This window comes from Mucilaginibacter lappiensis (assembly GCF_900155965.1).
In the GTDB taxonomy this organism is placed as follows: Bacteria; Bacteroidota; Bacteroidia; order Sphingobacteriales; family Sphingobacteriaceae; genus Mucilaginibacter; species Mucilaginibacter lappiensis.
Genome location: NZ_FTMG01000002.1, coordinates 152,584 through 175,820, shown reverse-complemented (window position 1 = coordinate 175,820; position 23,237 = coordinate 152,584). Strand labels below are relative to the sequence as shown.

The window sequence follows — 23,237 nt, the reverse complement described above, 5'->3', positions numbered from 1 at the left end:
GCGATTTTTATAGTTTTATGAGCTACGATATTAAAAAATGAAAATAATTGATCTAAAACAATATTTTATAAAGTATTTATTATCAATAAGTTATAGTTTATCTGGAGACATGAACCATCAAAACTGAAATATCAGACGGTGATACCCCCGAAATTCGGGAAGCCTGACCTAAAGTGCGTGGTTTTATCTTCATCAGTTTTTCGCGTGCTTCTTTTGAAAGTGATACCAGGGTGTGATAATCAAACTCCGGATTGATTTCCCTGTCTTCCATTTTTTTCATGCGATCAACAATTTCCATTTCTTTTATAAAGTAACTCTCATATTTGATTTTTATTTCAGCCTGCTCCACAGTTTCTTTATCATAAGCTGATAATAATTCGGCCAAGGGTTCATCTACTTTTTTAAGATCGTTGAAACCTACTTGCGGGCGACTTAATAAATTAAAGAGTTTGGCACTTTGCGATAGGGTACTAGTACCCAAGTCATCCAATAAGCCATTCACATTTGATGGATCTATTGATTTGCTCCTGGTGTAAGCAACAATATCATCGGAGTTTTTAACCTTTTGTTTTACTTTTTCTAAGCGCTCATCGTTGATCAATCCCAATTCATGACCCATAGGACTAAGCCTGATGTCGGCATTGTCCTGACGCAATAGTAAACGATGTTCGGCCCTGGAAGTAAACATACGATAAGGTTCTTCAGTCCCTTTGGTTACCAGGTCATCTATTAAAACACCGATGTATGACTCTGATCTTTTCAATATCAACTCATGTTTATCATTGAGTTTTTGGTGTGCGTTGATGCCAGCCATGAACCCTTGGGATGCTGCTTCTTCATAACCGGTGGTACCATTAATCTGTCCGGCAAAGTACAGGTTGCTGATCAATTTTGTCTCTAAAGTTAAACCTAATTGGGTAGGTGGGAAGTAATCATACTCTATGGCATAACCCGGGCGAAACATTTTGGCGTTCTCAAAACCGGGTATTTGGGTAAGTGCTTTGTATTGTACATCCTCTGGTAAGGAGGTTGAGAATCCATTTACATAAATTTCAACAGTGTTTAATCCTTCGGGTTCAACAAATATCTGGTGGCGGTCACGTTCGGCAAAACGGTTTATTTTATCTTCAATAGAAGGACAATAACGCGGACCTAATCCTTTAATCCGCCCGGTAAACATTGGGGATCTTTCAAAGCCTTCTTTTAAAGTTTCGTGTACTTTGGTATTGGTATAAGTGATCCAGCAGCAGCGTTGTTCTTGGATCATATCAACATCGGTAAACGAGAAGCGGCCACGTTCTTCGTCGCCCCATTGCTCTTCCATGAGGCTATAGTTAAGGCTACGACCATCAACACGTGGAGGTGTACCGGTCTTCATTCTGCCTGAATCAAAACCTAATTTAACTAGCTGTTCGGTTAAGCCGGTAGCTGATTTTTCACCGGATCTGCCACCGCCAAACTTCTTTTCGCCTATATGAATCACACCATTTAAAAAGGTACCATTGGTTAATACCACAGCATCGGCTTCTATTTCTACACCGATAGAAGTACGTACCCCTTTGATGGAATTATCCTTTACTAAAAGGGAGGTAACAGTATCCTGCCAGAAGTCGACATTAGGAGTTCTTTCCAGTGCTAAGCGCCACTCTTCTGCAAAACGCATACGGTCGCTTTGAGCTCTGGGACTCCACATAGCAGGACCTTTTGATTGGTTCAGCATGCGGAATTGGATGGAAGTTTTGTCTGTAATAATGCCTGAATAACCACCTAAAGCATCTATCTCGCGAACTATTTGTCCCTTGGCAACTCCGCCCATAGCAGGGTTACAACTCATCTGTGCAATGGTGCCCATATTCATGGTAATGAGCAATACAGATGATCCCAGGTTGGCAGCAGCAGCAGCAGCTTCACAGCCGGCATGGCCTGCACCAACAACTATTACATTATATTTCTTAAACATTTTTACCTCCATGTTCCACGTGGAACATTATGATCTTATAGTCAATTATGCTTGAAACAAGCGATTTGGTGATCTTATTTATTACTAATGTTCCACGTGGAACATTAGATTTTTTTAGTTTGATTCGAATAATAGAATACAAAATTATTCAATCTATACTGATGTTCCACGTGGAACCTTTAATAATGATATTAAAGCTACAAAGCCCCATACACCCTCTAATACCACAAATGGATAAAAACTAACCATATAAGAAGCATAACAGCAAGTGCCTGCTCCAATAAAGTTCATGAGCTTGTATGTCTTACTTTCGGCTGATAATTTGTTAGATAAATTTAACAAAAAAGCGATCAAAAGGATAATCACACCTACAGAAGCAATAATATCTGATGTTTTCATACTAGGACTCGTTTAATTCGGTTAGCTCCATCCAGCGCATGCTTTTAGCATCCAGTTTTCTATTCAGAATTTCAATTTCGGCCAGTATCTCATTCAGTTTTATAGGAGCTATACCTGTAGTATTTAACTGCTCGGTTTTATCTTTTATCTGTATTTCTATAGCTTGTATTTCTGCTTCTGTTGTTTCCAGTTCTTTAGCTTCCTTAAAACTTAATTTGCTTTTTTTAGGGGCAGTAACTGTAGTAGGAGCAACAGGGGCTGGCTTTTTAGCCTGTTGTTTCTCTTCTTCCAGATCAATACGATAAGAGGAGTAATTGCCATTATAAATACGCACCTGACCGCCATCTTCCATAATGAATAGTTGATCGGTTAGTTTATCTAACAAATACCTATCGTGCGATACAATCATTAATACGCCCGTGTAATTGGTTAAAAACTCTTCTAATACGTTTAGGGTATCAATATCCAGATCATTGGTAGGCTCATCCAGTATCAGGAAATTAGGATTCTTCATCAGAATACTCATTAACTGCAAGCGTTTCTTTTCGCCACCGCTCAATTTAGATATAAAACCATATTGTTTTGCCGGTGGAAACAGGAATAAAGTAAGCAGGGCAGAAGCAGAGATAGTTTTACCATCGGCCATGGTGATGAACTCGGCAACGTTTTTTACAATATCAATTACACGCTCATCTTCCTTGAATTTAATACCTGATTGATGAAAATACCCCAATACGGTAGTTTCTCCTTTTACTACCGTTCCTTTATCTGGCTGTAAACCTCCAGTAATGAGGTTAAGTAATGTTGACTTACCACTACCATTGCGGCCAGCTAAACCAATGCGATCGCCCTTTTTAAATACGTAATTAAAGTCCTTAATAAAGGTATGATCGTTGAATGATTTATAAAGATGTTCCATCTCCATGATCTTGTTACCCTGGCGTGCTGTTTTTACACTCAGTTCAACCTTTTCACGTATGCCACCACTTTTAGTTTTGTCTTCCAGGTCATAGTAGGCATCAATACGGGCTTTTGATTTTGTTCCGCGTGCCTGAGGCTGCCTGCGCATCCATTCCAACTCCTTGCGAAGCAGATTGCTGTTTTTTTGGAAAGTGGCTTCGTCTGCAGCATCGCGTTCTGCTTTCTTTTCCAGATAGTATCCATAGCTACCATTATAGGGTTGTATTTTGCCTCGGTCTATCTCTAATATTTCGTTACATACGTTATCCAGGAAATACCTGTCGTGTGTAACCATCAAAATGGTTTTGTTTCCTTCGGTCAGTAATTTCTCCAGCCACTCTATGGTATCAATATCCAGGTGGTTGGTGGGCTCATCCAGAATATAAATGTCCGGGTCTTCAATCAATAGCTTAGCCAAGGCTAAACGTTTCTTTTGTCCGCCAGATAGTGTATTGATCTTTTGGTTCAGGTGATGGATATCTAACCGGCCCAAAATAGTCTTGATCTTGTACTCATACTCCCAGGCATCAACATCACTCATCTCTTCCATCACCTTTTCAATGGCCTTGGAATTGTCGGGCTCGTTTTCCAGAAGCTCCTCATATTTACGGATCAGTTGCTGCTGCACATCATCGGCATGAAAAATATAATCACTGATGGTTACCGCATCTTTAAAACCAGGGTCCTGCTCCAGATAACCCATGTTCAAGTCTCGGCTCTGAACCACCTTCCCTTCGGTAGGTTTGAGGTGACCGGCCAGTAATTTAAGCAGGGTAGATTTACCCGCGCCATTCACACCCACCAGCGCAACCCTGCGGCCACGGTTTATACCGATGGTTATATTTTTAAACAGCCAGTTGTCATGAAATTGATGACCAAGATTTTCAGCAGAAATGTAAGTGCTCACGATAGTTCTTTTATTTTGTCAGACTCATATATAAACAAGCCCGTGTTAGTATGCATTGATTGTTTGTACATAGCCGATGCTACTTTTGCAGCAGGAATGCTTTTGTACTTTTTTAAGCCCCCAAATAGTAAAGGCTCTATTATTTTATATAGCGCAGTCACTATTTTTTCTTCCGCCCGTTTTTCTTGTCTTTCGCCAGTTAATAGTGATGGGCGATAGATATGCAAAGCGGGTATACCAACTCGTTGAATATCGGCTTCTAATTCACCCTTTGTTTTGATATAAAAAGTAGAAGACGTTTTGTTGGCCCCTATGGAGGAAACAAGATGATATTGCTGAACACCATTTTTCTGGGCCAGTTTAGCCAGTTGCAAAGGATAATCGTGATCAATTTTGTGATACACAGTCCTGTCTGGCGTTTTATGCCTGGTTGTACCCAGGCAGCAAAATATAGCATGGCCGGTTATGGCACTGGAATAACTCTCCAGCTGATCAAAATCCACCACCAATTGAGTCAATTTAGGATGTTGTATGGGTAATTCTTTTCTAACCAGAATTAAAACTTCATCATAAAAATCCTCTCGTAGTAAAATCCAGTAAATTACTGCCAATTAGTCCGCTCGAACCTGCAATAATAGCCTTATTTGCCATAGTGCGCACAATTTTTTGCAAAAATACACATAAATAAATTGTGGAATAAGAATTGTATGTTTAAACATATAAATAGGAAAATATCATGAAAACTATATTTTATCCCGAAAATGAACGTGGAAAAAATAACCTTGGCTGGTTAAAAGCTAACTTTTCATTCAGCTTTGCATCATATCACGACCCCAACAAAGTTAATTTCGGCGTATTAAGGGTATTAAATGATGATATTATTGCTGGCGGTACAGGCTTTGGCACACACCCGCATGATAATATGGAAATCATAACCATCCCGTTGGAAGGAGGGTTGGAGCATAAGGATAGTATAGGCAACACCGGCGTAATTCGTGCAGGTGAGGTTCAGGTTATGTCGGCAGGAACCGGGGTTTATCATTCTGAGTATAATGCTTCACGTACAGAAGATGCTAAAACCTTGCAGATATGGCTTTTCCCTAAAGAACGGGACATACAACCACGCTATGATCAAAAGGACTTTAAGCCACTTTTAAAGACAAATCGGCTTACTACATTGATATCGCCGGTAAAGAGCCCTGACACCCTTTGGTTAAACCAGGATGCCACTTTTAGCATGGGTGATTTTGAAGCAGGCACCCAGGTAAATTACGATATAAAGACAGCAGGGAATGGCGCTTATCTGTTTGTTATTGAAGGTTCTGTCAAAATAAACAGTGCTGTTTTAAACAAAAGAGATGCGCTGGGCGTTTATGATACCAGTTCATTTACAATTGAACCCGAAGAATTTTCCCGTTTCCTGATCATTGATGTACCAATGTCATAAATCTGCAAGCCGAACCAAAGGTTAATTTTCTTGAACTGCAAAACAAAAGGGTAAAACTTTGTTGTACCCCTGACAATTAGTTGACGTAACTTATGGCAGAACAAGCAATTACCGGATGGAGAAAGTGGGCTGAAGACATTGGTGAGCAATGCGTTTTCTTTGCCCGTTTTTTCAGAAATATATTTACCGGCAGCTTTGAATGGTCGGAGTTTGTGCGGCAATGTTATGAAATAGGTTACCGCTCCATGATGTTGGTAGGTATTACCTCCTTTATCATGGGGCTGGTTTTAGTTGTACAGCTCCGGCCATCTATAGTAGCGCTTGGGGCTGAGAGTATGCTGCCTAAAACACTAACCGTATCTTTTATTCGCGAAATAGGTCCCGTTATTACGGCTATCATCTGTGCGGGTAAAATAGCCTCGAGTATTGGAGCCGAGCTGGGTAGCATGAAGGTTACCGAGCAGATAGATGCCATGGAAGTATCAGGAGCCAATCCGCTGCAATACCTCGTTGTTACGCGAATTTTAGCAACCAGCCTTATGGTGCCCCTCCTGGCTGTTATTGGCGACGTTATAGGCTTGTTTGGGGGCTTCCTGGCCTTGAATATTACAGATAATATCAGCCTTCCTCTTTATTTTCATAAATGTATTGCCTCACTTGACTTTTCCGACTTTTTACCGGCCGTTGTGAAAACCATATTTTTTGGCTTTGCGATAGGTTTTGTTGGCTGCTATAAAGGCTATCACTCCAATAAGGGTACCGAGAGTGTGGGTATCGCTGCTAATTCGGCTGTGGTTACTGCTTCCCTGTGGATATTTGTTATTGATGCTATAGCCGTTCAGATCACCAGTTTGTTATTTTATAAATAAGATGAAAGCAACAAACGGAAATATCAGCCCTAAAAAACCGGCATCAACCCAAAAAGATGAGGTGGTTATACACGCCAAAGGCATAAAAGTTGGATTCGTGGATAACGAGGTATTGAAAAACATCACCTTCGACCTGAAAAGGGGAGAGAATATGGTGGTTTTGGGTAAATCAGGTTCGGGGAAATCGGTAACCATACAATGTATTGTAGGCCTGCTAAAACCGGATGCGGGTGATTTGACAGTTTTTGGACAAAATGTTGCCGAAATGAATGATGATGAATTGAAACAACTGCGAATGAAGATCGGGTTTTTGTTTCAAAGCGGTGCTTTATATGATTCTATGACCGTACGGGAGAACCTGGAGTTTCCATTAACCCGTGTATTAAAGCTTAATGATCAGCAAGAAATAGATAAGCGGGTAGAAGAAGTATTGGATGGCGTTGGCTTGCTGGATGCCATTGATAAGCTCCCCTCAGACCTGTCGGGCGGGATGCGTAAAAGAGTAGGCCTGGCCAGAACGCTTATTGTAAAGCCAGAAATTATGCTGTATGATGAGCCAACTACCGGGCTTGATCCCATCACCTCGCGCGAGATCAGTGAGCTAATACTCAACATGCAGAAAAAATATAAAACATCATCTATCATTATTACACATGATATGGAATGCGCCAGGATAACTGCCGACCGTATTGTGGTGATGGATGATGGCGAATATATAGCCGAGGGCTCCTATAAAGAGTTACAAAAATCGGATAACAAAATGGTTAGATCATTTTTTAACGAAACGACATGAAAACCACATCATCACAAAAAATAAAAATTGGCCTGTTTGCCTTTGCCGGTTTGGTAGTATTGGTACTGGGTATCTTTTTTATCGGCAGTCGAAAGGGCCTGTTCAATTCCACATTTAACTTGTATGGAACATTTAAAAATGTGAGTGGATTGCAAGTGGGTAATAATGTGCGCTTTGCGGGAATCAACATCGGGGTGGTGCAAGCCATCAACATTGTGACCGATAGCTCGGTAAGGGTTGACCTTACGCTGAATAACAGTGTTAAAAAATTTATTAAAACCGATGCAAAAATGAGTATTGGGAGTGATGGGTTGATGGGTGATAAGCTGGTAGTGATAGCCCCGGGAGGCATAACAAGTCATGAAGAGGTACAACAAGGTGGGCGTTTGGGTTCTATAAACCCGGTTGATGTAGACAAAATAATAATCAAGCTTACCCGTGTTGCCGATAATGCAGAAGCATTAACTACAGATCTGTCGCAAATTGTTGGTAAGATCAATAATGGTAAAGGTAGTATAGGCCGTTTGCTGAATAACGATGCGATGGCTAAAAACATCGAAAATACGGTTAAACAAGCACAAACAACCATGAAAAATGTGCATACCACCACCAATACCCTAAATGAAGACCTGACGGCAGCGCAACATAATTTTTTACTCCGTGGGTTTTTTAATAAAAAGAAAAAGGCGGCTAAAGCGAAACAGGATTCTATTAAGAAAGTACAAGAAGAGGCTCAAAAAGACAAGGAGAAAGCAGCTAAGGAAAAGGTGGATAAAGGAAATTAGCGAAAATATTACTTAATCTTTTTCGAACCCAAACCAACCAAATACAACTATATAGAATAATATACACCAACACTATACATTAAGCCCTAAAAAACAGGCATGTTGAGTGAACAAAATGAACAAAAAAGAAACTGTATCATCAATCAAATTGACCAGCCTTGGTGTTGTGTTACCTATGAATTGAAATTTAGCCGATAATATTTATACAAAAGTGGGTTTACATGTTTTTTCAAAAAATATACATAATTAATTGATTATCAATTATATAAATCAATGTTAACCATGAATTGTGTAAACCATGTAAACCCACTTTTGTTAATGGAGTTAAATCCAATCCGAGGCTATATATCATTTAAATACCTGAATAAATCAAAAAAAAGAGGCTGTATCATCAATCATGATCAGCCTCTCTTTACCTTTTTAAAAGGAAGGTCTTAATTCAAATATTTAGTAATATCTGGTGATAATGGTGTGGTTTGTGACCTGAACCGGTGTATTAGTTTACCATTTTCGTCAATCAGGAATTTTTCAAAGTTCCATTTGATATCACCTGTAAAATCGGGGTTTGGCGCTGTGGTCAAGTATTGAAATAACGGATCAATATCTAAACCCAATACACTTACTTTTCCGCTCATTGGGAAGCTTACCGAGAAGTTTTCTTTGCAAAAGGTTTTGATATCCTGATTGGTACCTGGCTCCTGTCCGCCAAAGTTATTGGCCGGGAAACCCACAACTACCAATTTACCTTTGTATTGCTCAGACAGCTTTTCTAAATCGGTGTATTGCTTGGTAAAGCCGCATTTGGAGGCCGTATTTACAATAAGTACTTTTTTGCCTTTATACTTGGCCAGGGTAAAATCTTTACCGTCAATACTTTTCAGCTTAAACTCATACACGGATGAGGGCGCTGTAATAAAAAGGAAAGCGAATATTAAAGTAAGTAATTTCATTGTTTTTATAATTGATGTGAGACAAATTTCTTTGAGTAAAATTAACTATTAAAAGTTCTTTTATTCAAATACTCATCTTCTTTTTGTGTCATTTTCTTCTTTGTAACAACACTTTTATCGGTATAGCCCAACAGATGTAAGGCGCCATGTATAATTACACGATGTAGCTCATCAGTTTCGGGGATGTTAAATTTGGCTGCATTTTCACGTACCCGCTCCACAGAAATAAAAATATCTCCTACGATATCACCCTCGATCTCCGAATTATCAAAGGTAATAATGTCGGTATAGGTGTCATGATCAAGGTATTGCTGGTTCATAGGCAGCAGGTACGCGTCTGAACAAAAAACGTAGGTAAGCTCTTTCAGTTTAAAACCCTCGGCGGTGATGGTATCTTTGATCCATTGCCGCACAAGGGTTTTATTTTTTAGTTTATAACTGATATCTTCTTCAAAAAACTGAATAGCGGGCATTATATTTTAAAATGTAGTTCGATAGTATTGCCCGATGCATTAAAAATACATTGATCGGCCAGATGCTTGATAATAAAAACACCTCGGCCGGTTAAGTTTTCCAGGTTTTCGGGCGAGGTAGGATCGGCGAGGTTCGTATAATCAAAACCCGGGCCCTCGTCGGTAACGGTCCATACAATACGTTTGGGCTCCACCTCGGCGTTAATAATTACCTTTTTTGTTTCGTCGAGTTTATTGCCGTGGATAATAGCATTTATAGCGGCTTCGTTAAGGCAGGTCATCATGTTAGCGAAAGTATCTTCGGCTACGTGATATTTATCAGCAATTTCTTCAATCAGCTGCTCAAGTTGCGCTATGCTCTCCGTTTTTGACGGTAACTGTAACGTAAACAATTCGCTGCTGGTATGAACATTTGCCTGTTCCATGTTATTTGGCATTAAGTTGATCAAAGTAAGATTTTATTTTTTGTTTATAATACAAATTAAGTGCCGGAGACACAGTTTTTATTTGCTCCGTTTGCTTGTTCTTTTGTTGCTGGTATCCCTGCAGTGCTTTTATATAACCCGGAGGTATATCCTTACCCGCATGGCTTTCTCTTTGCTGATCCTGTTCACGTTCCTGTTCTGCCTTTTCAGCCTCCAATAGCCGGCTTTGGATTTGTTCCTGTCTTTTTAACGCTTCATCTGTAATCTTCCTGTTTACGAGATCATGCTCAGTTTGTTCCATTTCTTTAGAAATTTTATCCAAATTTCCTAAACCGTTTTTCCCGTCCTTATTCTCATCCCGGTTTATCTGCTCAAGGGATTCCCGTATCATTTGCTGCTGACGTGCCATCCGGGCTAATTGCTCACTCATATTGCCTCTGTTCCCTTGTGCGCTTTTACCCTGGTTGCCTTGCTGCTGCATCTGCTCGCGCGCTTTTTGCATGTTTTGATTAAGCTGCTGCTGCATTTTTGCCAGTTGCGACACAGATTGTTTTTTACCCTTACCTTTTCCGCCTTTATTCATCTGTTTTTGCAGTTGCTCCAGCGCTTCGCTCAGCATTAATGCCAGGTTGTTCATAGCCGTCATGGCGTATTGCTGGTGACGGTTGGCTTCGGCTGTACGACGGTCGCCCAGATTATCCAAGGCTTGATCAATGTGACTGTTGATGCCACTGATCTCCTGGTTAACGGTCGATTGTATTTGGGGAATTCTCCGGCTGATAGCATAAAGACTGTCTTCGGCTGTTTTCAGGTTATCCTTAATATCTTTTTGCTTTTGAGAGAGTGTAATATAAGAGGGGTCGGTTGGGTTGGTACCTTTTAAAGTTTGCATCACTTTTTCCTGATCGAAAGAGCTGTTCACCAGGCTTTTTAACAACTCCCTCAGTTGCTGGGCATCAACAGCATTTTCTTTACTCTCGCCCTCGTCATTATCCTGTGATAATTTGGCGGCTAACTGCTGCATTTGTTTGGCAGCCTGATTTTGCGATTTCGACGCGCCATCTTTATTGTTTTTTTGCAGCTCGCCGGCACTTTGATCCATTTGCTGGTCAATGCTTTGTGTTTCTTTTTCAGGGTTTTTAAAATCCTGTTTGTGTTCGGCCTGTTCGTTGGTTTTCTGCAGATCTTCCAATCCTTTTTTGATGTCCTGAAAATCCTTTTTTAGATTTTCCTGCTCCTGCTGCAACGCCTTTTGATCGGCTCCCTGCTGTTTGGTTTTGTCAGACAGTTGTTGCTCCTTATCGGCCAGTTTGTTCAACTGATCAACGCTTTGATTTAATTTTTGATCAAACTCCAGCTTTTTATACAGTTCCAACATGCGATCAAGCTCTTTTTTCAGCGATTTGTTATCCATCTGCATTTTTGATAACTCATCGCGCGTAGCGTCCTTTTGTTCCTGATCTAAAAGCTTTTGCAGGTTTTGGAGCAGTTCTTTTGTTTTTTGATCAAGTACATTGTTGAAAAGGTCTTCAATTTGTTTTTGCTTGGCCAAAAGCTCCTCGTTTTGCTGTTGGTTCTCTTTGCGGTTATACAGGTTTTTCTGATTCTCGTCCTTTATTTCCTTGACCAAATTTTCCAGGTCCTGCCGTTTTTGGAGCAAGTCTTCTACCTGTTTTTTTTCATCAAACGAGAGTGTATTTTTATTCAGTAGTAATTGATTGAGTTTTTGCGAATCATGCTCAACCTGACCAGCCAATTTTATGGCCGACTCCATTTTTTGTTTTACCGCTTGTGTGCCGGCATTTAATTGTTCATTAATGGCTTTAGCATCGGGCAAATTAAGTGTGCGCTCGGCGGTTTGGGCTCTTTTGGGGCCATTCACACCATCGTTATCCGCAACCTCAAAAAAGTAACTTACACGAGCCCCTGGTTCAATACCCAGCTCCTTCAAATTCCAGAAATAAAAGAAATCTGATTGTGTTTGGTTCATCGCAGCATCAATTCGTTTGATGAACGTTTTTTGAGAGCCCTTATTATTGGAGGATTGTACACTATAATGAAAGTTGAGCGATGAAAAACCGTGATCGTCCTGAATCTTTCCATTGAAATACAAGGCATTAATACTTACCGAATCAGATTTTTCCTGAACGGAGATGGTTGGTGGTTCGTCAGCTATTACATTAATATGATAAGCAGAGGAGTCGCTGTGGTTAACCAGCGGGTTTATGGGGTTAAGTTTATAAATGGTACTTTTTAAAATCCTTTCGTTATATTCAAAAAGATCGGTTCCATTTAATTTGGCAGTATGTTTGATGCCATTCAAATAAAATTCTAAACCAGAAGCATGTTGTGTGTGCAGAAGCCACTTCACCGAAGTACCTTCCGGAATGACCAAGTCGCCTGCATTCAGTAGTTTTTCGGATTTTTTATTTAAATAAGCGGGGTAGTTCAACTCTACATCAAAATGTAACAAGGCGGGTTTCTGGTTTACCCGTATCTCATAAGGCGCCGAAGCAAAACCGTTGCCTAACAGGCGGAACCTTGTATTTTGCTGCAGGTTGCTGAATAGGTAATGAAACTTACTGACATTATCTTTATCGAGTTTAAAAGTATTATTCGCTGTTTCTATATAAATGTCAGCCGGGAATTTATCACCATCAAGTTTGAGCTCAAGTTTAAGATCGTCTCCCTGTACTACAGATAGGGTTTTGTTCAGAACGTTGAAACGAAAGGGGGCCACAGGAGCAAAATATTCATTGTGCCTGATAAGCCGCTTTGTACTTTCTGTTAATATAGATGGAGCGGCAAAAGCCAGTACGATAATCACGGCCGCAGGAGCCAACACCCACTTTAAGTATTTACTATTTTCACGAATATTAATGGCCGAAGGAAAGCTAACCGGTTTAAGGGCCTCTATCTTTTGATCGATACTCGCTTCGATAAGAGCGCGGTGTTTTTCGTCAGCAGCGGCAAGCTTTTTAAGCTGCAGTGTGTTTAGTAATTTATCATTAACATCATGAAAGTGTTTACCGATGATTTCGGCTGCTTCGTCATGGCTCAATGAATGTCCTAGTTTAAGCCATGATAGAAATGGAGGTAAAATAAGCCAGCATATCAGGCTGATATTGAGCAGTATGAAGAAATAAAACAGGATGCTGCGGAAAACGATATTAAAATTGCCAAAATACTCGCTCAGCGTAATGACCACATAGGCGGTAAACAGGCCCGCACCTAAAAGGATCAGTCCCCGCAAAAAATTATTAAAATAGTACTTCCTGATAAAGATGTTGATCTTATCAATGAGTACTTCATAATTTTCGGCAGAATTCATATACAGGTGCAAAAATTCCCAACACAATATTAAACGAAAAAACAGAACAATATATATAATACCACAATTAAGTTAATACCAGAAGCAATAATAAACAATATGAATAATTTAAATTCAAGCGACTGCCTCAGAATGAGCTTCTTAAAAAAGAACAATCTGATTTCCAAGCCACAAATTATTTGATTTTGCGTTTATATTGTTTTGTTGTGGTTTAAGGAATAACCAGGCAGTAAATAGGGATGTATTTGCTTAATTATCAGCATTGTAATTATTATTAAAGTTTGTAAATTACCTCATCAAAAAAACAATTAAACAATATGCCAAAGTATGTTATTGAAAGAGAAATTCCTGGGGCAGGAAATCTTTCGGACGAACAATTAAAAGCCATTTCGCAAACTTCTTGTGGGGTATTAAGCAAAATGGGATCGCAAATACAGTGGGTTAATAGCTACGTAACTACTGATAAAATATATTGTGTTTATATAGCACCTAATGAGGATATGGTTAGGGAACATGCTAGCCTGGGTGGATTTCCGGCAAATTCAATTAGCGAGATTTCCAGGATCATTGATCCCACGACGGCGGAGTAAGCCAAAATAAGGGATTATAGATTTTGGATTTAAAAAGCATAGTATATATTTGCACCCCCAACCATTCGGGATGTAGCGTAGCCCGGTATCGCGCCACATTTGGGATGTGGAGGCCGCAGGTTCGAATCCTGCCATCCCGACGACAGCGATATCAAATCAAGTCAAAAACCCTCTAAATTGTAAGATTTAGGGGGTTTTTTCATTTATTTTTAAAAATTTCATATCAAAATGAGGCATTCAATATCAAAGTAAAAATGCCCTATTCCACACCCTGTTTTTTCTTCGTACTATTGACCGGTGTATTTTACTAATCAATTGATAATGAAATACTTAAATGTGTTTTGTGTGCTTTTGTCCCGTTTTGATATTGCGGCTTTGCTCATTGATCCGATAAAAGTATGTCATTGTCATATAAAACGGAATAAAGTGTATGAAGACAACAAATTCATTCAGTCTTAACTTTTTTATCAAGAAAGATAAGGCAAGCAAAGGGAACGCGCCGATTTACGTCCGAATAACTGTAAATGGCAAATTCGTAGACATGTCATTAAAGCGCCGTGTCAAGATGGATACGTGGGAACAGGATGGACAAAAAGTGACCGGCAACAGCCCGGAAGCTAGGGACATTAAAGAGAAAATGCGGCAAACCAAAACTGAGATCAATAATGCTTATGACGAATTGCGCTTTAATAAAGAACTGGTCAATGCCGAAGCCATCAAAGCAAAGGTCGAAGGTATAGATGAAGAACAAACTACCCTCTTATGGCTAATGAACTACCATAATACGGAGATCAAAAAACTACTTGAAGACGGTACGATGAAAAATTATTTTACCACCGAACGCTATCTAAAAGAGTTTCTGCTGAAAAAGAAAAAACGGCAGGATATTTATCTGTCCCAATTGGATTACAAATTTATTATTGATTTTGAAATCTATTTGCGCCAGAGAGAACCGGATAAAGGTCAGCGGCCATGTTCTAACAATACCGTAATGAAACACATTGAGCGGTTGCGCAAAATGATTAACATAGCAGTAAAAAACGAATGGTTAATTAAAGACCCGTTCCTGCGCTTTGAACGTAAAATCATTAACAAAGACCGAGAAGCATTGGAACTGGAAGAGCTGGAACAGATCAAAGAAGCAAAACTTGATAAAGATGGGCAAAGAATAGTGAGAGACATTTTTGTATTTAGCTGCTATACGGGCTTGTCTTTCGCTGATATGTGTTTATTGAGCAATAACCATTTGGTCACTGATATTGAGGGCGAAAAATGGATAGAGATGATCAGGCACAAGACGGCAAATTTCTCTGGCAAGAAATTCTTTGTAATGTTGCTTCCTGAAGCAATTGAACTCATTAATAGGTACAGAAAACATCCGATGGCAGGCTATACCAAAACTATCTTTCCGGTATTTTCAAATCAGGCCACTAACCGTTATCTCAAAGCGATTGGTAAAGAAGCAAAGGTTGATAAAAAATTGACCTTTCACATTGCCCGGCATACATTTGCTACTACAATTACTTTAGAAAACGGTGTACCAATGGAAACAGTATCAGGGATGCTTGGACACGCCAGCCTGCGTACAACTCAAATTTACTCCAAAATCAAAAAGAAGAAAGTGAGTAATGATATGAAAGTGTTACGGGAACGTTTAAAGCAAGCTTAGTTCAATCTAACCGGACTGCGTAGAAGTGATAGCAGCGGCATGTGTGACTTGTTGTCTGTGAGTAAAGTAAGCGGACATTACAAAATGTTCTTTTTAATAACTGATTATCTGGTGAATGGAAACACCATTCCATCTATTTGAACAGATGAAAACACTTTCCTCATTTATGCAGGTGGCAACTGCATGGGTGCAGCAGGGAAGAAAGCAAGTAAGAATGGAATCTGACATTCGATCCTTTGCAAGTGTATAGCTATGCGTAGACAACGAACCTATGTTTGAATCATCGTCACTGTCAACAAGCCTACTCAGGTTATTCAACTACGGTTGTAAGGCTTGCCCAAAATGGGAACGATTACAGGATTGATGGTTATGTCGCCATCAATCGTTCAAGCTATTGTAATCCGCTGAAGAATAGGACGCTAACCCTTAGTCAATTAAGACCATACAGATAATCGTAACAAGGTAATCTTATTAAGGCTCTGCAGTAGCAGAGGGAAGCTATCCTTATCACACAAGTTGTTTCAATCTTTGAGGAGATGGGCGGATCGAAGACACCCGAATAAGACCCAAACTTGGGTAAATCGCAAATACTGGCGATTGGAAACCGGTCGTTGGACATTTGCTGCTCGTAAAGGGAAGCCTCTTAGGCTCTATAGTTAAACTCCAATCATCAGGCACGTCAAAGTTAAAGAGAACCGCTCACCATACGACGGTGACTGGTCTTATTGGGGAGCAAGGCTTGGTAGATACCCTACGTTATCAAACAGAAAAGCCATGCTTTTGAGGAAACAGAAAGGTCGATGTTCAATATGCAAATTACAGTTTACATTAGGCGATGATATGGATACCGACCATATTATTCCTTTGAATTTGGGAGGAAAAGATATATGGGCTAATGTGCAATTATTGCACGCTCATTGTCATGTCACCAAAACGAGGAAAGACAGCTTGCTTCATATAAATGATTAACGGACGAGGAGCCGTGTGAAGGGAAACTTTCACGCACGGTTTTGAAGACCAGCCGTAGAGGCGACTCTACGGCTGAGTTTAATCCTGCCAGTGGTAGACATAGCGCAGTCGGTAACAGGCCATCAAATGAAATAAAAAAATCTAACGGTTTCGGAAAACCAAGTGCAGCAAGTGGGGAATAGTCATGATATTTTGATCGATTGCATCGCCGTTCTGCTTAGCTATCAAGTCATCCGGAATCTCAAACCCGCAATAAAATTCTGGCAGATGGCCGTTTAACCGATATGCTTCGCGCGAACTTTGTACGGAACATCGATAGCCTCATGCTGCAAAAGACTAAAATCATGAAATATGTAGTTGTCCTGGGCAAGAAAAAAGCCTTCCACGTAGGGTAAACCATGCTGGCGCAACCGCTTGGGCATTACCGTAACACAGCCCCGGTCGCGTCTGAGCATCCATAAATGTAACGGTATCAGCATTGCTCATCGCATATATAACGGCATGAGCTTGCGCCGGGATCAGGTGGTCTGGCGCATTAGAATCTCCACACATACATCGTGTATTGCAATATACTAAATGGAATAAAACGCAGGCAGCCAAATTATTGAACATCAGTTCAGCTACTCTTTACAGAAAAATTGAAGAATATAAGATAGAGGAATAAAGAATGGTCTTATCGGTCGGCGATAATCGATTTGGCTATACTTGCTAAATTCCGTGCCATCATTCCTTATTCGTTAGGTCGCAGGCCTGTCGCCTTAGTAGCACAAAAAAAATTTGTCATTCCATCTCTGCAAAACACTTGCATCTTTGTCAATGTTCTGTTCCATATTTAAAAGACAATAATTCACCACTTATACCCATTAATAACAACTATAAGTAGCGTAAAAACAACTACAAGTATTTGCATTTTTTCGATTCTGAAAATGTAGCCGGATAACTTTGCAGTGTCGAAGAACAGAACAAAAAGACATTACATATGGATATTAAAATGATCGGCAACAAAATTGCCAAAGCGCGAAAGGATAAAAACATGTCTCAGGCGCAACTTGCCGGGCTGCTGTTTATCAGCCCGCAAGCAGTTGGAAAATGGGAGCGCGGAGAGGCAATTCCGGACATCGTTACAATTAACAAACTCGCCGAAATTCTGGGCGTTGACCTTAATTATTTTTCAGAAAACTTCTCGTCAGCGGATAATGGAACAGTCTTCAAGGCAACCGTTGACAATAATGACAACGGCATGGAGCAACCTGTACCGGAGGACGTTAACCTTCCCACTTCGCCGGAGGAGCGAAAGTTGCTGACGAACTTCAGCGGGGGCGACCTGTCAAAAAGTGATTTTGCTGGCGTTATTGCGCATCAAAGGAAATTTAACGGGAGTGCATTACGCGGCTCCGACTTTGCAGGTGCGGATTTGACCCGCAGTTCGTTTACGGGTAGTGATGTGCGTGAAGCAAATTTCGAGGGGACGAACCTGACGGACTGTACACTGGCTGCAAATGACCTTACAGGGGCGATCTTCCATAAGACCGTTCTTGTACGCACCGTGTTCAGCGCGTCCAGCCTGGCCGGGGCAAAATTCACCAACGCAGAACTGACCGATGTAACGCTGACCAAGACCGACCTTAGAAGAACGGTCTTTGAAAACTGCATCTTCAAAGGTGTGGACTTTAAGTATTCCGACATGCGGAGTGTATGCCTAGACGGGCAGACCTTTATCAGCGTTAAGTTCGACAAGACAGCGCTCAATGAAGCCACGTTCAATGGCTCGACGCTTAGGAATGTATCTTTCCGTCCGACTTATGCATTGACCAATAAATATTACCGTACCATGAAAACCATCTGCTTCGACGGCGCGATGATGGATAAACTGACCTATGCCGAACTCAAAGGCCTGGGTGCTGAATTGTCAAAAGTTACATTTATCTAAAGAAATAAGTATATGCAAAATGCAATTCAAGTTAAAGGACTTCAAAAGTCCTATAAGCAGCTTCATGTCCTTAAGGGCGTAGACCTTGAGGTGGAAAGGGGCAGTATTTTCGCCCTGCTTGGCTCTAACGGTTCAGGCAAGACAACGATTGTCGAAATCCTCACCACACTGTTGAAACAAGATGGTGGAAAGGCGACAGTAAACGGGTTCGATGTTGCTCTAAAGCCCGATAATGTGCGGCAGTCAATCAGTCTGACCGGGCAGTTTGCTGCCATAGACGAAATATTGACCGGGCGGGAAAACCTGGTCATGATCGCCAGGCTGCGACATCTTAGCAATTCCTCTCAGGTAGCGAATGACCTGCTTCAACGCTTCGGTTTGACCGATGCCGCCGACCGCAAGGCTTCTACTTATTCGGGCGGGATGCGCCGCAGGCTTGACATTGCCATGAGCCTTGTTGGAGGGTCGCCGCTTATTTTCCTTGACGAGCCGACCACCGGACTTGATCCCGAGGCACGTATCGAGGTTTGGAAAATGGTCAAAGAACTTGCCGCCAATGGCACCACCGTATTCCTGACCACCCAGTATTTGGACGAAGCTGAACAGCTCGCGGACAGAATTGCCATTCTTCATGAAGGTAGGATCATCGTGAGTGGCGCGCTCGCGGAACTGAAAAAACTGTTCCCATCAGCAAAAATAGAATATATTGAAAAACAGCCGACTTTGGAGGAGATATTCCTTGCGATCATCGGCAAAAAAGAGAAAAATTAAAATGGAAACGATAAATAATTATTTTTTTAATGACATGGTTGTTATGCTTAGACGTTCCATGCGCCATATCTTTCGCAGCTTGGATACCATCATCACAGTCACCATCATGCCAATTGCAATGATGCTATTATTCGTCTATGTATTAGGCGGTGCGATCCAAACCGGCACGAAGAATTATGTGGATTACCTGTTGCCTGGCATATTGCTGATTGCGATTGCCAATAGTGCAGGCTACGTATCTTACCGCCTGTTTTTAGATAAGCAACGGGGAATATTCGAGCGTTTCAACTCTATGCCAATTGCGCGTTCGGCCGCACTGTGGGGACATGTACTCACCTCTCTGGTATCCAATGCTATTTCGCTTATGGTGATCGTTCTGGTAGCGTTGCTCATGGGCTTTCGTTCACCGGCTGGAATATTGTCATGGCTCGCCGTGGCCGGTATACTCGCACTGTTTACGCTGACCCTGACCTGGATAGCGGCGGTTCCCGGATTGTCTGCCAAAACTGTGGACGGTGCAGGTGTGATTGCCTATCCAATCCATTTCCTACCGCTCATTAGCTCGGCGTTTGTGCCGACAAAGTCGATGCCGGGGCCGGTTCGCGCTTTTGCCGAACATCAGCCGGTAACCTCGATCGTGGAGACCATCCGCGCGCTGCTTTCCAACCAGCCGGTAGGCCATGAAATATGGATTGCTCTTGCCTGGTGCATCGGAATTATCCTTGTGGCTTATCTCTTTGCGATGAGAGTGTATAAAAAATGGGCGTAACCGATTTTTGTCCAAAGGAGGAGAATGGATGGAATATTTAAAAAGAACAACCCAGTGGCAAGTGAAATCAGTAACCATCCCTTATTCACCTGTGTCGCGAAGGTAGCCCACCGCCGGGGTAAAAAGTAAAGGCTATACAAGCGGGCGAGAGTTGTTCGCTTTCAGCGGCCTCGCCCGTATTCTAAGACTTTAACAATTGATAAAAAAATAATTTTCGATAATCATTGATCTAACATCTATTTTTAGTTTTTTAGTAATTTTTTTAATATTTCTTTTCCATCATCGTTTTTGGGATTAAGTTCAATTGATTTTCGATACATCTTGATGGCCTCTGCAAAATGACCAGTTTGTCGTAGAGCGTCGCCATAGCTATCGTAAACATTCCAGCTGGACGGAAAAAGACTTGTATTTAATTTAAATATTTCCAGGGCTTGTTGGTAATGATGGGGAGGCTTTAGCCTATAAACAGGCTCGCCACCAAGCAAATCATAACCTACCGCATTGAAATCATCTTCATTGATCGCGTAATTACTCGTATCTCTTTTTGCGAGCCTTAGTACTTTGGCAGCTATTTTAGTACCTGACTTGAGTAATGTAGCAGCATACAAGTTAGCCGTATTGATCTTGGGATAAGCAGTGTTTCGTCCATTTAGGATGTTCATGGCGTCAATAGCATAGATATGGGCGTTATCACTTCCGACGGTATATACAATTATAGTTTGATGTTTAGTGATATTACGTACCAATACAGAGCTTAAGCCAGCGACACCCCCTGTATGATTAACTACTTTTCCGAATGTAGAATCCCGGTCAACTTGCCAGCCCAAGCCATACCATGCTATATTATACGCTCCGCTGTTTAAACGGTACGGTATAAAGGCTTCTTTTAGCGTTGCTGCATTGACCAGTTTGCCGTTGTATAACACCTGGTCGTATTTTAACAGATCTTCAACCGTGCTGATGGTTTCGCCAAATCCCCGGAAGTTGTACTTGTGCCAGTAATCGGCCAGAAAGGGTATCGAATCCGACCTGATGCGTTGGCCGGAATAGGAATAGGGGGTAAAATAAGGTATCGCGAGGTTTTGCTTTTCCCGGTTAGTATAATGGTAGAAGGTAAATGCAGGAAAAAAGGTATGAGTCATACAAGCCGGTTTTAGTATTTGTGACCTGAAATATTCATCGATGGCCAGTCCGCTTAATTTTTCAACAATTAAAGCCAGTACGACAAAATTGGTATTGTCGTAATTCCATTTTTCTCCCGGTTTATGGTTTAATGGAATTTTTGTCCCTTTGATGGCAGTCAAAAAGTCTTTGTTCGTAAGTACAGTGTCCGGGTGGGCCTTGATCAATGAATCCATCAGTACATCAAATGAAGGCATCCCTGAAGTATGGGACAATAAATTCTTAATGGTAATTTCCGGATAGGGAAAATCCGGTAGAAACTTGATCACCGGGTCCGTCAACTTTAGCGATCCCTTATCCTTTAATTGAAAGATGGCCGTGGCTGTAAGCGTTTTGGTTATGGAGGCAATAGGCACCTGGGTAGCAAAAGTATTTAACCGTTTGGTATCAAAATCAGCATAACCATAGGACCGCTTAAAAATGACCTTGCCATTTTCCGCCACGAGCACGTTTCCGTTAAAATGCTGATTTTTGTGCAAGGCGGAAAAATACTTTCCCAGGTTGACTTTTTGTTGGGGAAATGCTGCTTGATGCGCTATAAGCAGGAACAGGATACTGCCTATGATTTTTATTTTTTTCATGCCCAAAAGTAACAGGCGGTTATCCTTCCGCGTCTATAGAAAACCTTTAGATATTCTTTATATTTGATTCAACCATGCAAAATAAGCCGTTTATAATTAATGATCGCTTTCTGGTCAAACCGGAATTTCATACCATTACCGATCACAAAACCGGAAAAGAATTAAGGACTGAGCCGAGGTTGATGAGCGTTCTTGTATTACTAAGCCTGAACGTAGACAAATTGGTTAGCAGGGGGCAGTTAATTAAGGATATATGGGCCGATTACGGCGGCGGTGATGAAGGGCTGAGCCAGGCTATATCTTTTTTAAGAAAACAACTGGAGGACACGAATAAAAAAATAATTGAAACTGTCCCTACGAAAGGTTATAAACTGAATGCCGTTATTACCGAAGATTCCTTCTTCCCTAATAAATCTAAAAAGCATAGATATTGGGTGGCGGCTCTCCTGTTTTTGATAATTGCAACCCTTATATTATTTTTATTTTCACCTTTGGGAAAGCCATCGATCGCTTCTCCGGTTTCAGCTCCCAAGCCAGGTAAAGCCCCCAGCCCAAACCCGTCTCCAAAGCCATTTAATTGAAATGGTGGCGTCCGATTAATCCTGACTACGCAGTCTTGCCGCTAACACAAAGATGTTTTTGATATTACGCATAACAAGGCAGATTTGCCTGTCTTTCATAGGCATGCCCGAATATATGGCATTTATTTAATGCTATTTTTCATCTTTTCTCTTCACAAAGCTCTCATTTTGGCCGGAACCCGTAAAGGGTGTATAAACAGCTCCGCCCATAGGTCAGCGCTTCGCTGCCCATGCCGGAACCCGTCCAAAATAAGGAGCGGTGTTTACGAGTTAAGATGAAAGACATTAAGCTGCATATTTCATCAGATCCACGTAAGCGGTTCCGCTGTTAACCACAGCAAACATTCTGGCAATAAGCTTATTCCGAATAAAATTGAGTGTGCTCATTTTATTTTTTCACTTACCCTTCTTTTATAATAGCTCTTCAATTCTGGATTATATGCGCAAGCGCATATAGCTACTAAGTGGCTCAACTTTTTTATTTGCCGATTCGATAAGCTGCTGACTCGTGTTTTACCTTTTATACCGGTGCCTGATTGGTGCTCAAAGGGCGCCGTTCCTACATAACAGGCAAACTTGCGCCAATTGGTAAACCGGGTGAAGTTATGGGTACAGGCAATCATATTAGCAGCTAAAACAGACCACGTTGGATATTCCGAAGCCATTGACCACCTCGTTCCAGAATAGCAAAAATATCATTCTGCAACACTTTGATCATACTTACTATCTAACACTCAAGTGCATTTGAAAGTTCTTTTACACAACACAAAGAACATAAGGCACGGAATCACATCAACGCCTGCGGAATCCCCACAACAGAGTTGGTTCAGGTGGCTGATAAAGAAATGTCGGAGTTTTTCCGGGCTCAGTTCTTTGGTTGGGTTTTTGATTCCATA

At 41.1% G+C, this 23,237-nt stretch carries 23 protein-coding genes and 1 tRNA gene; 13 read left to right on the top strand and 11 right to left on the bottom strand.

What is annotated here, in order from left to right; genetic code table 11:
* Positions 1-97: 97 nt before the first annotated feature.
* The 4 genes from mnmG to BW976_RS04875 form a co-directional block, all read right to left on the bottom strand.
* Entirely contained in the window at positions 98-1,960 is a 1,863-nt protein-coding gene (gene mnmG / locus BW976_RS04890; protein WP_076371841.1) for a tRNA uridine-5-carboxymethylaminomethyl(34) synthesis enzyme MnmG, read from the bottom strand.
* A 153-nt stretch (positions 1,961-2,113) separates the two neighbouring features.
* A complete protein-coding gene (locus BW976_RS04885) occupies positions 2,114-2,359 on the bottom strand; it encodes a CBU_0592 family membrane protein (protein ID WP_076371026.1) in 246 nt (81 codons plus the stop codon).
* Between the two features lies 1 nt (position 2,360).
* Positions 2,361-4,226 (bottom strand): ABC-F family ATP-binding cassette domain-containing protein, encoded by a 1,866-nt coding sequence (locus BW976_RS04880; protein WP_076371024.1) that lies wholly within the window; start codon positions 4,224-4,226, stop codon positions 2,361-2,363.
* Positions 4,223-4,837 (bottom strand): Rossmann-fold NAD(P)-binding domain-containing protein, encoded by a 615-nt coding sequence (locus BW976_RS04875; protein ID WP_245834639.1) that lies wholly within the window; start codon positions 4,835-4,837, stop codon positions 4,223-4,225. Before BW976_RS04875 ends, BW976_RS04880 begins: the two co-directional genes overlap by 4 nt.
* Before the next feature lie 125 nt (positions 4,838-4,962).
* Between BW976_RS04875 and BW976_RS04870 the strand changes: the two genes are divergently transcribed.
* From BW976_RS04870 to BW976_RS04855, 4 genes are all read left to right on the top strand, one after another.
* Complete coding sequence (locus tag BW976_RS04870; protein ID WP_076371022.1) at positions 4,963-5,673, top strand: pirin family protein; 711 nt, start codon at positions 4,963-4,965, stop codon at positions 5,671-5,673.
* A gap of 92 nt (positions 5,674-5,765) precedes the next feature.
* Positions 5,766-6,542, top strand: a complete 777-nt coding sequence (locus tag BW976_RS04865) for an MlaE family ABC transporter permease (protein ID WP_076371020.1) — start codon at positions 5,766-5,768, stop codon at positions 6,540-6,542.
* A 1-nt stretch (position 6,543) separates the two neighbouring features.
* A complete protein-coding gene (locus BW976_RS04860) occupies positions 6,544-7,335 on the top strand; it encodes an ABC transporter ATP-binding protein (protein WP_076371018.1) in 792 nt (263 codons plus the stop codon).
* The gene (locus BW976_RS04855) at positions 7,332-8,120 is read left to right on the top strand and encodes an MlaD family protein (protein ID WP_076371016.1); all 789 of its coding nucleotides are present in this window, start codon (positions 7,332-7,334) and stop codon (positions 8,118-8,120) included. The genes BW976_RS04860 and BW976_RS04855 overlap by 4 nt, the downstream gene beginning before the upstream one ends.
* 434 nt (positions 8,121-8,554) lie before the next feature.
* On the opposite strand, the gene BW976_RS04850 is transcribed toward BW976_RS04855, so the two are convergent.
* The 4 genes from BW976_RS04850 to BW976_RS04835 are packed head-to-tail and all read right to left on the bottom strand — an operon-like array spanning position 8,555 to position 13,299.
* On the bottom strand, positions 8,555-9,070 hold the full coding sequence (locus tag BW976_RS04850; RefSeq protein ID WP_076371014.1) for a glutathione peroxidase: 516 nt from the start codon (positions 9,068-9,070) through the stop codon (positions 8,555-8,557).
* 41 nt (positions 9,071-9,111) lie between these two features.
* A complete protein-coding gene (ybeY, locus tag BW976_RS04845; RefSeq protein WP_076371012.1) occupies positions 9,112-9,543 on the bottom strand; it encodes an rRNA maturation RNase YbeY in 432 nt (143 codons plus the stop codon).
* Positions 9,543-9,968, bottom strand: a complete 426-nt coding sequence (locus BW976_RS04840) for an ATP-binding protein (protein ID WP_076371010.1) — start codon at positions 9,966-9,968, stop codon at positions 9,543-9,545. Before BW976_RS04840 ends, ybeY begins: the two co-directional genes overlap by 1 nt.
* A gap of 1 nt (position 9,969) precedes the next feature.
* Positions 9,970-13,299 (bottom strand): DUF4175 family protein, encoded by a 3,330-nt coding sequence (locus BW976_RS04835; protein WP_076371008.1) that lies wholly within the window; start codon positions 13,297-13,299, stop codon positions 9,970-9,972.
* Positions 13,300-13,616: 317 nt separating this feature from the next.
* On the opposite strand from BW976_RS04835, the gene BW976_RS04830 reads away from it, so the two are divergent.
* From BW976_RS04830 to BW976_RS30010, 4 genes are all read left to right on the top strand, one after another.
* The gene (locus BW976_RS04830) at positions 13,617-13,889 is read left to right on the top strand and encodes a DUF4242 domain-containing protein (RefSeq protein WP_076371006.1); all 273 of its coding nucleotides are present in this window, start codon (positions 13,617-13,619) and stop codon (positions 13,887-13,889) included.
* Positions 13,890-13,955: 66 nt separating this feature from the next.
* Positions 13,956-14,029 (top strand) — tRNA-Pro (locus BW976_RS04825).
* A 290-nt stretch (positions 14,030-14,319) separates the two neighbouring features.
* Complete coding sequence (locus BW976_RS04820; RefSeq protein ID WP_076371004.1) at positions 14,320-15,558, top strand: site-specific integrase; 1,239 nt, start codon at positions 14,320-14,322, stop codon at positions 15,556-15,558.
* A 774-nt stretch (positions 15,559-16,332) separates the two neighbouring features.
* Positions 16,333-16,527, top strand: coding sequence for an HNH endonuclease (locus BW976_RS30010; protein WP_076371002.1), 195 nt, complete (start codon positions 16,333-16,335; stop codon positions 16,525-16,527).
* Positions 16,528-16,802: 275 nt separating this feature from the next.
* Here the strand turns inward: BW976_RS30010 and BW976_RS04805 are convergent, their stop codons facing one another.
* On the bottom strand, positions 16,803-17,006 hold the full coding sequence (locus tag BW976_RS04805; RefSeq protein ID WP_139332206.1) for a hypothetical protein: 204 nt from the start codon (positions 17,004-17,006) through the stop codon (positions 16,803-16,805).
* A 38-nt stretch (positions 17,007-17,044) separates the two neighbouring features.
* Here BW976_RS04805 and BW976_RS04800 point away from each other — a divergent pair, with 38 nt between their 5' ends.
* The 4 genes from BW976_RS04800 (at position 17,045) to BW976_RS04785 (ending at position 19,997) form a co-directional block, all read left to right on the top strand.
* The gene (locus BW976_RS04800) at positions 17,045-17,191 is read left to right on the top strand and encodes a helix-turn-helix domain-containing protein (RefSeq protein ID WP_217696214.1); all 147 of its coding nucleotides are present in this window, start codon (positions 17,045-17,047) and stop codon (positions 17,189-17,191) included.
* Positions 17,192-17,506: 315 nt separating this feature from the next.
* Positions 17,507-18,457 (top strand): pentapeptide repeat-containing protein, encoded by a 951-nt coding sequence (locus BW976_RS04795; RefSeq protein ID WP_076370998.1) that lies wholly within the window; start codon positions 17,507-17,509, stop codon positions 18,455-18,457.
* 12 nt (positions 18,458-18,469) lie between these two features.
* On the top strand, positions 18,470-19,228 hold the full coding sequence (locus BW976_RS04790; RefSeq protein ID WP_076370996.1) for an ABC transporter ATP-binding protein: 759 nt from the start codon (positions 18,470-18,472) through the stop codon (positions 19,226-19,228).
* Position 19,229: 1 nt separating this feature from the next.
* Entirely contained in the window at positions 19,230-19,997 is a 768-nt protein-coding gene (locus BW976_RS04785) for an ABC transporter permease (protein WP_076370994.1), read from the top strand.
* A 242-nt stretch (positions 19,998-20,239) separates the two neighbouring features.
* Here the strand turns inward: BW976_RS04785 and BW976_RS04780 are convergent, their stop codons facing one another.
* The gene (locus BW976_RS04780) at positions 20,240-21,760 is read right to left on the bottom strand and encodes a serine hydrolase (RefSeq protein WP_076370992.1); all 1,521 of its coding nucleotides are present in this window, start codon (positions 21,758-21,760) and stop codon (positions 20,240-20,242) included.
* A gap of 74 nt (positions 21,761-21,834) precedes the next feature.
* Between BW976_RS04780 and BW976_RS04775 the strand changes: the two genes are divergently transcribed.
* Positions 21,835-22,341 (top strand): winged helix-turn-helix domain-containing protein, encoded by a 507-nt coding sequence (locus BW976_RS04775; RefSeq protein ID WP_076370990.1) that lies wholly within the window; start codon positions 21,835-21,837, stop codon positions 22,339-22,341.
* Positions 22,342-22,724: 383 nt separating this feature from the next.
* On the opposite strand, the gene BW976_RS30005 is transcribed toward BW976_RS04775, so the two are convergent.
* The gene (locus tag BW976_RS30005; protein ID WP_076370988.1) at positions 22,725-23,006 is read right to left on the bottom strand and encodes a transposase; all 282 of its coding nucleotides are present in this window, start codon (positions 23,004-23,006) and stop codon (positions 22,725-22,727) included.
* Between the last annotated feature and the right edge of the window lie 231 nt (positions 23,007-23,237).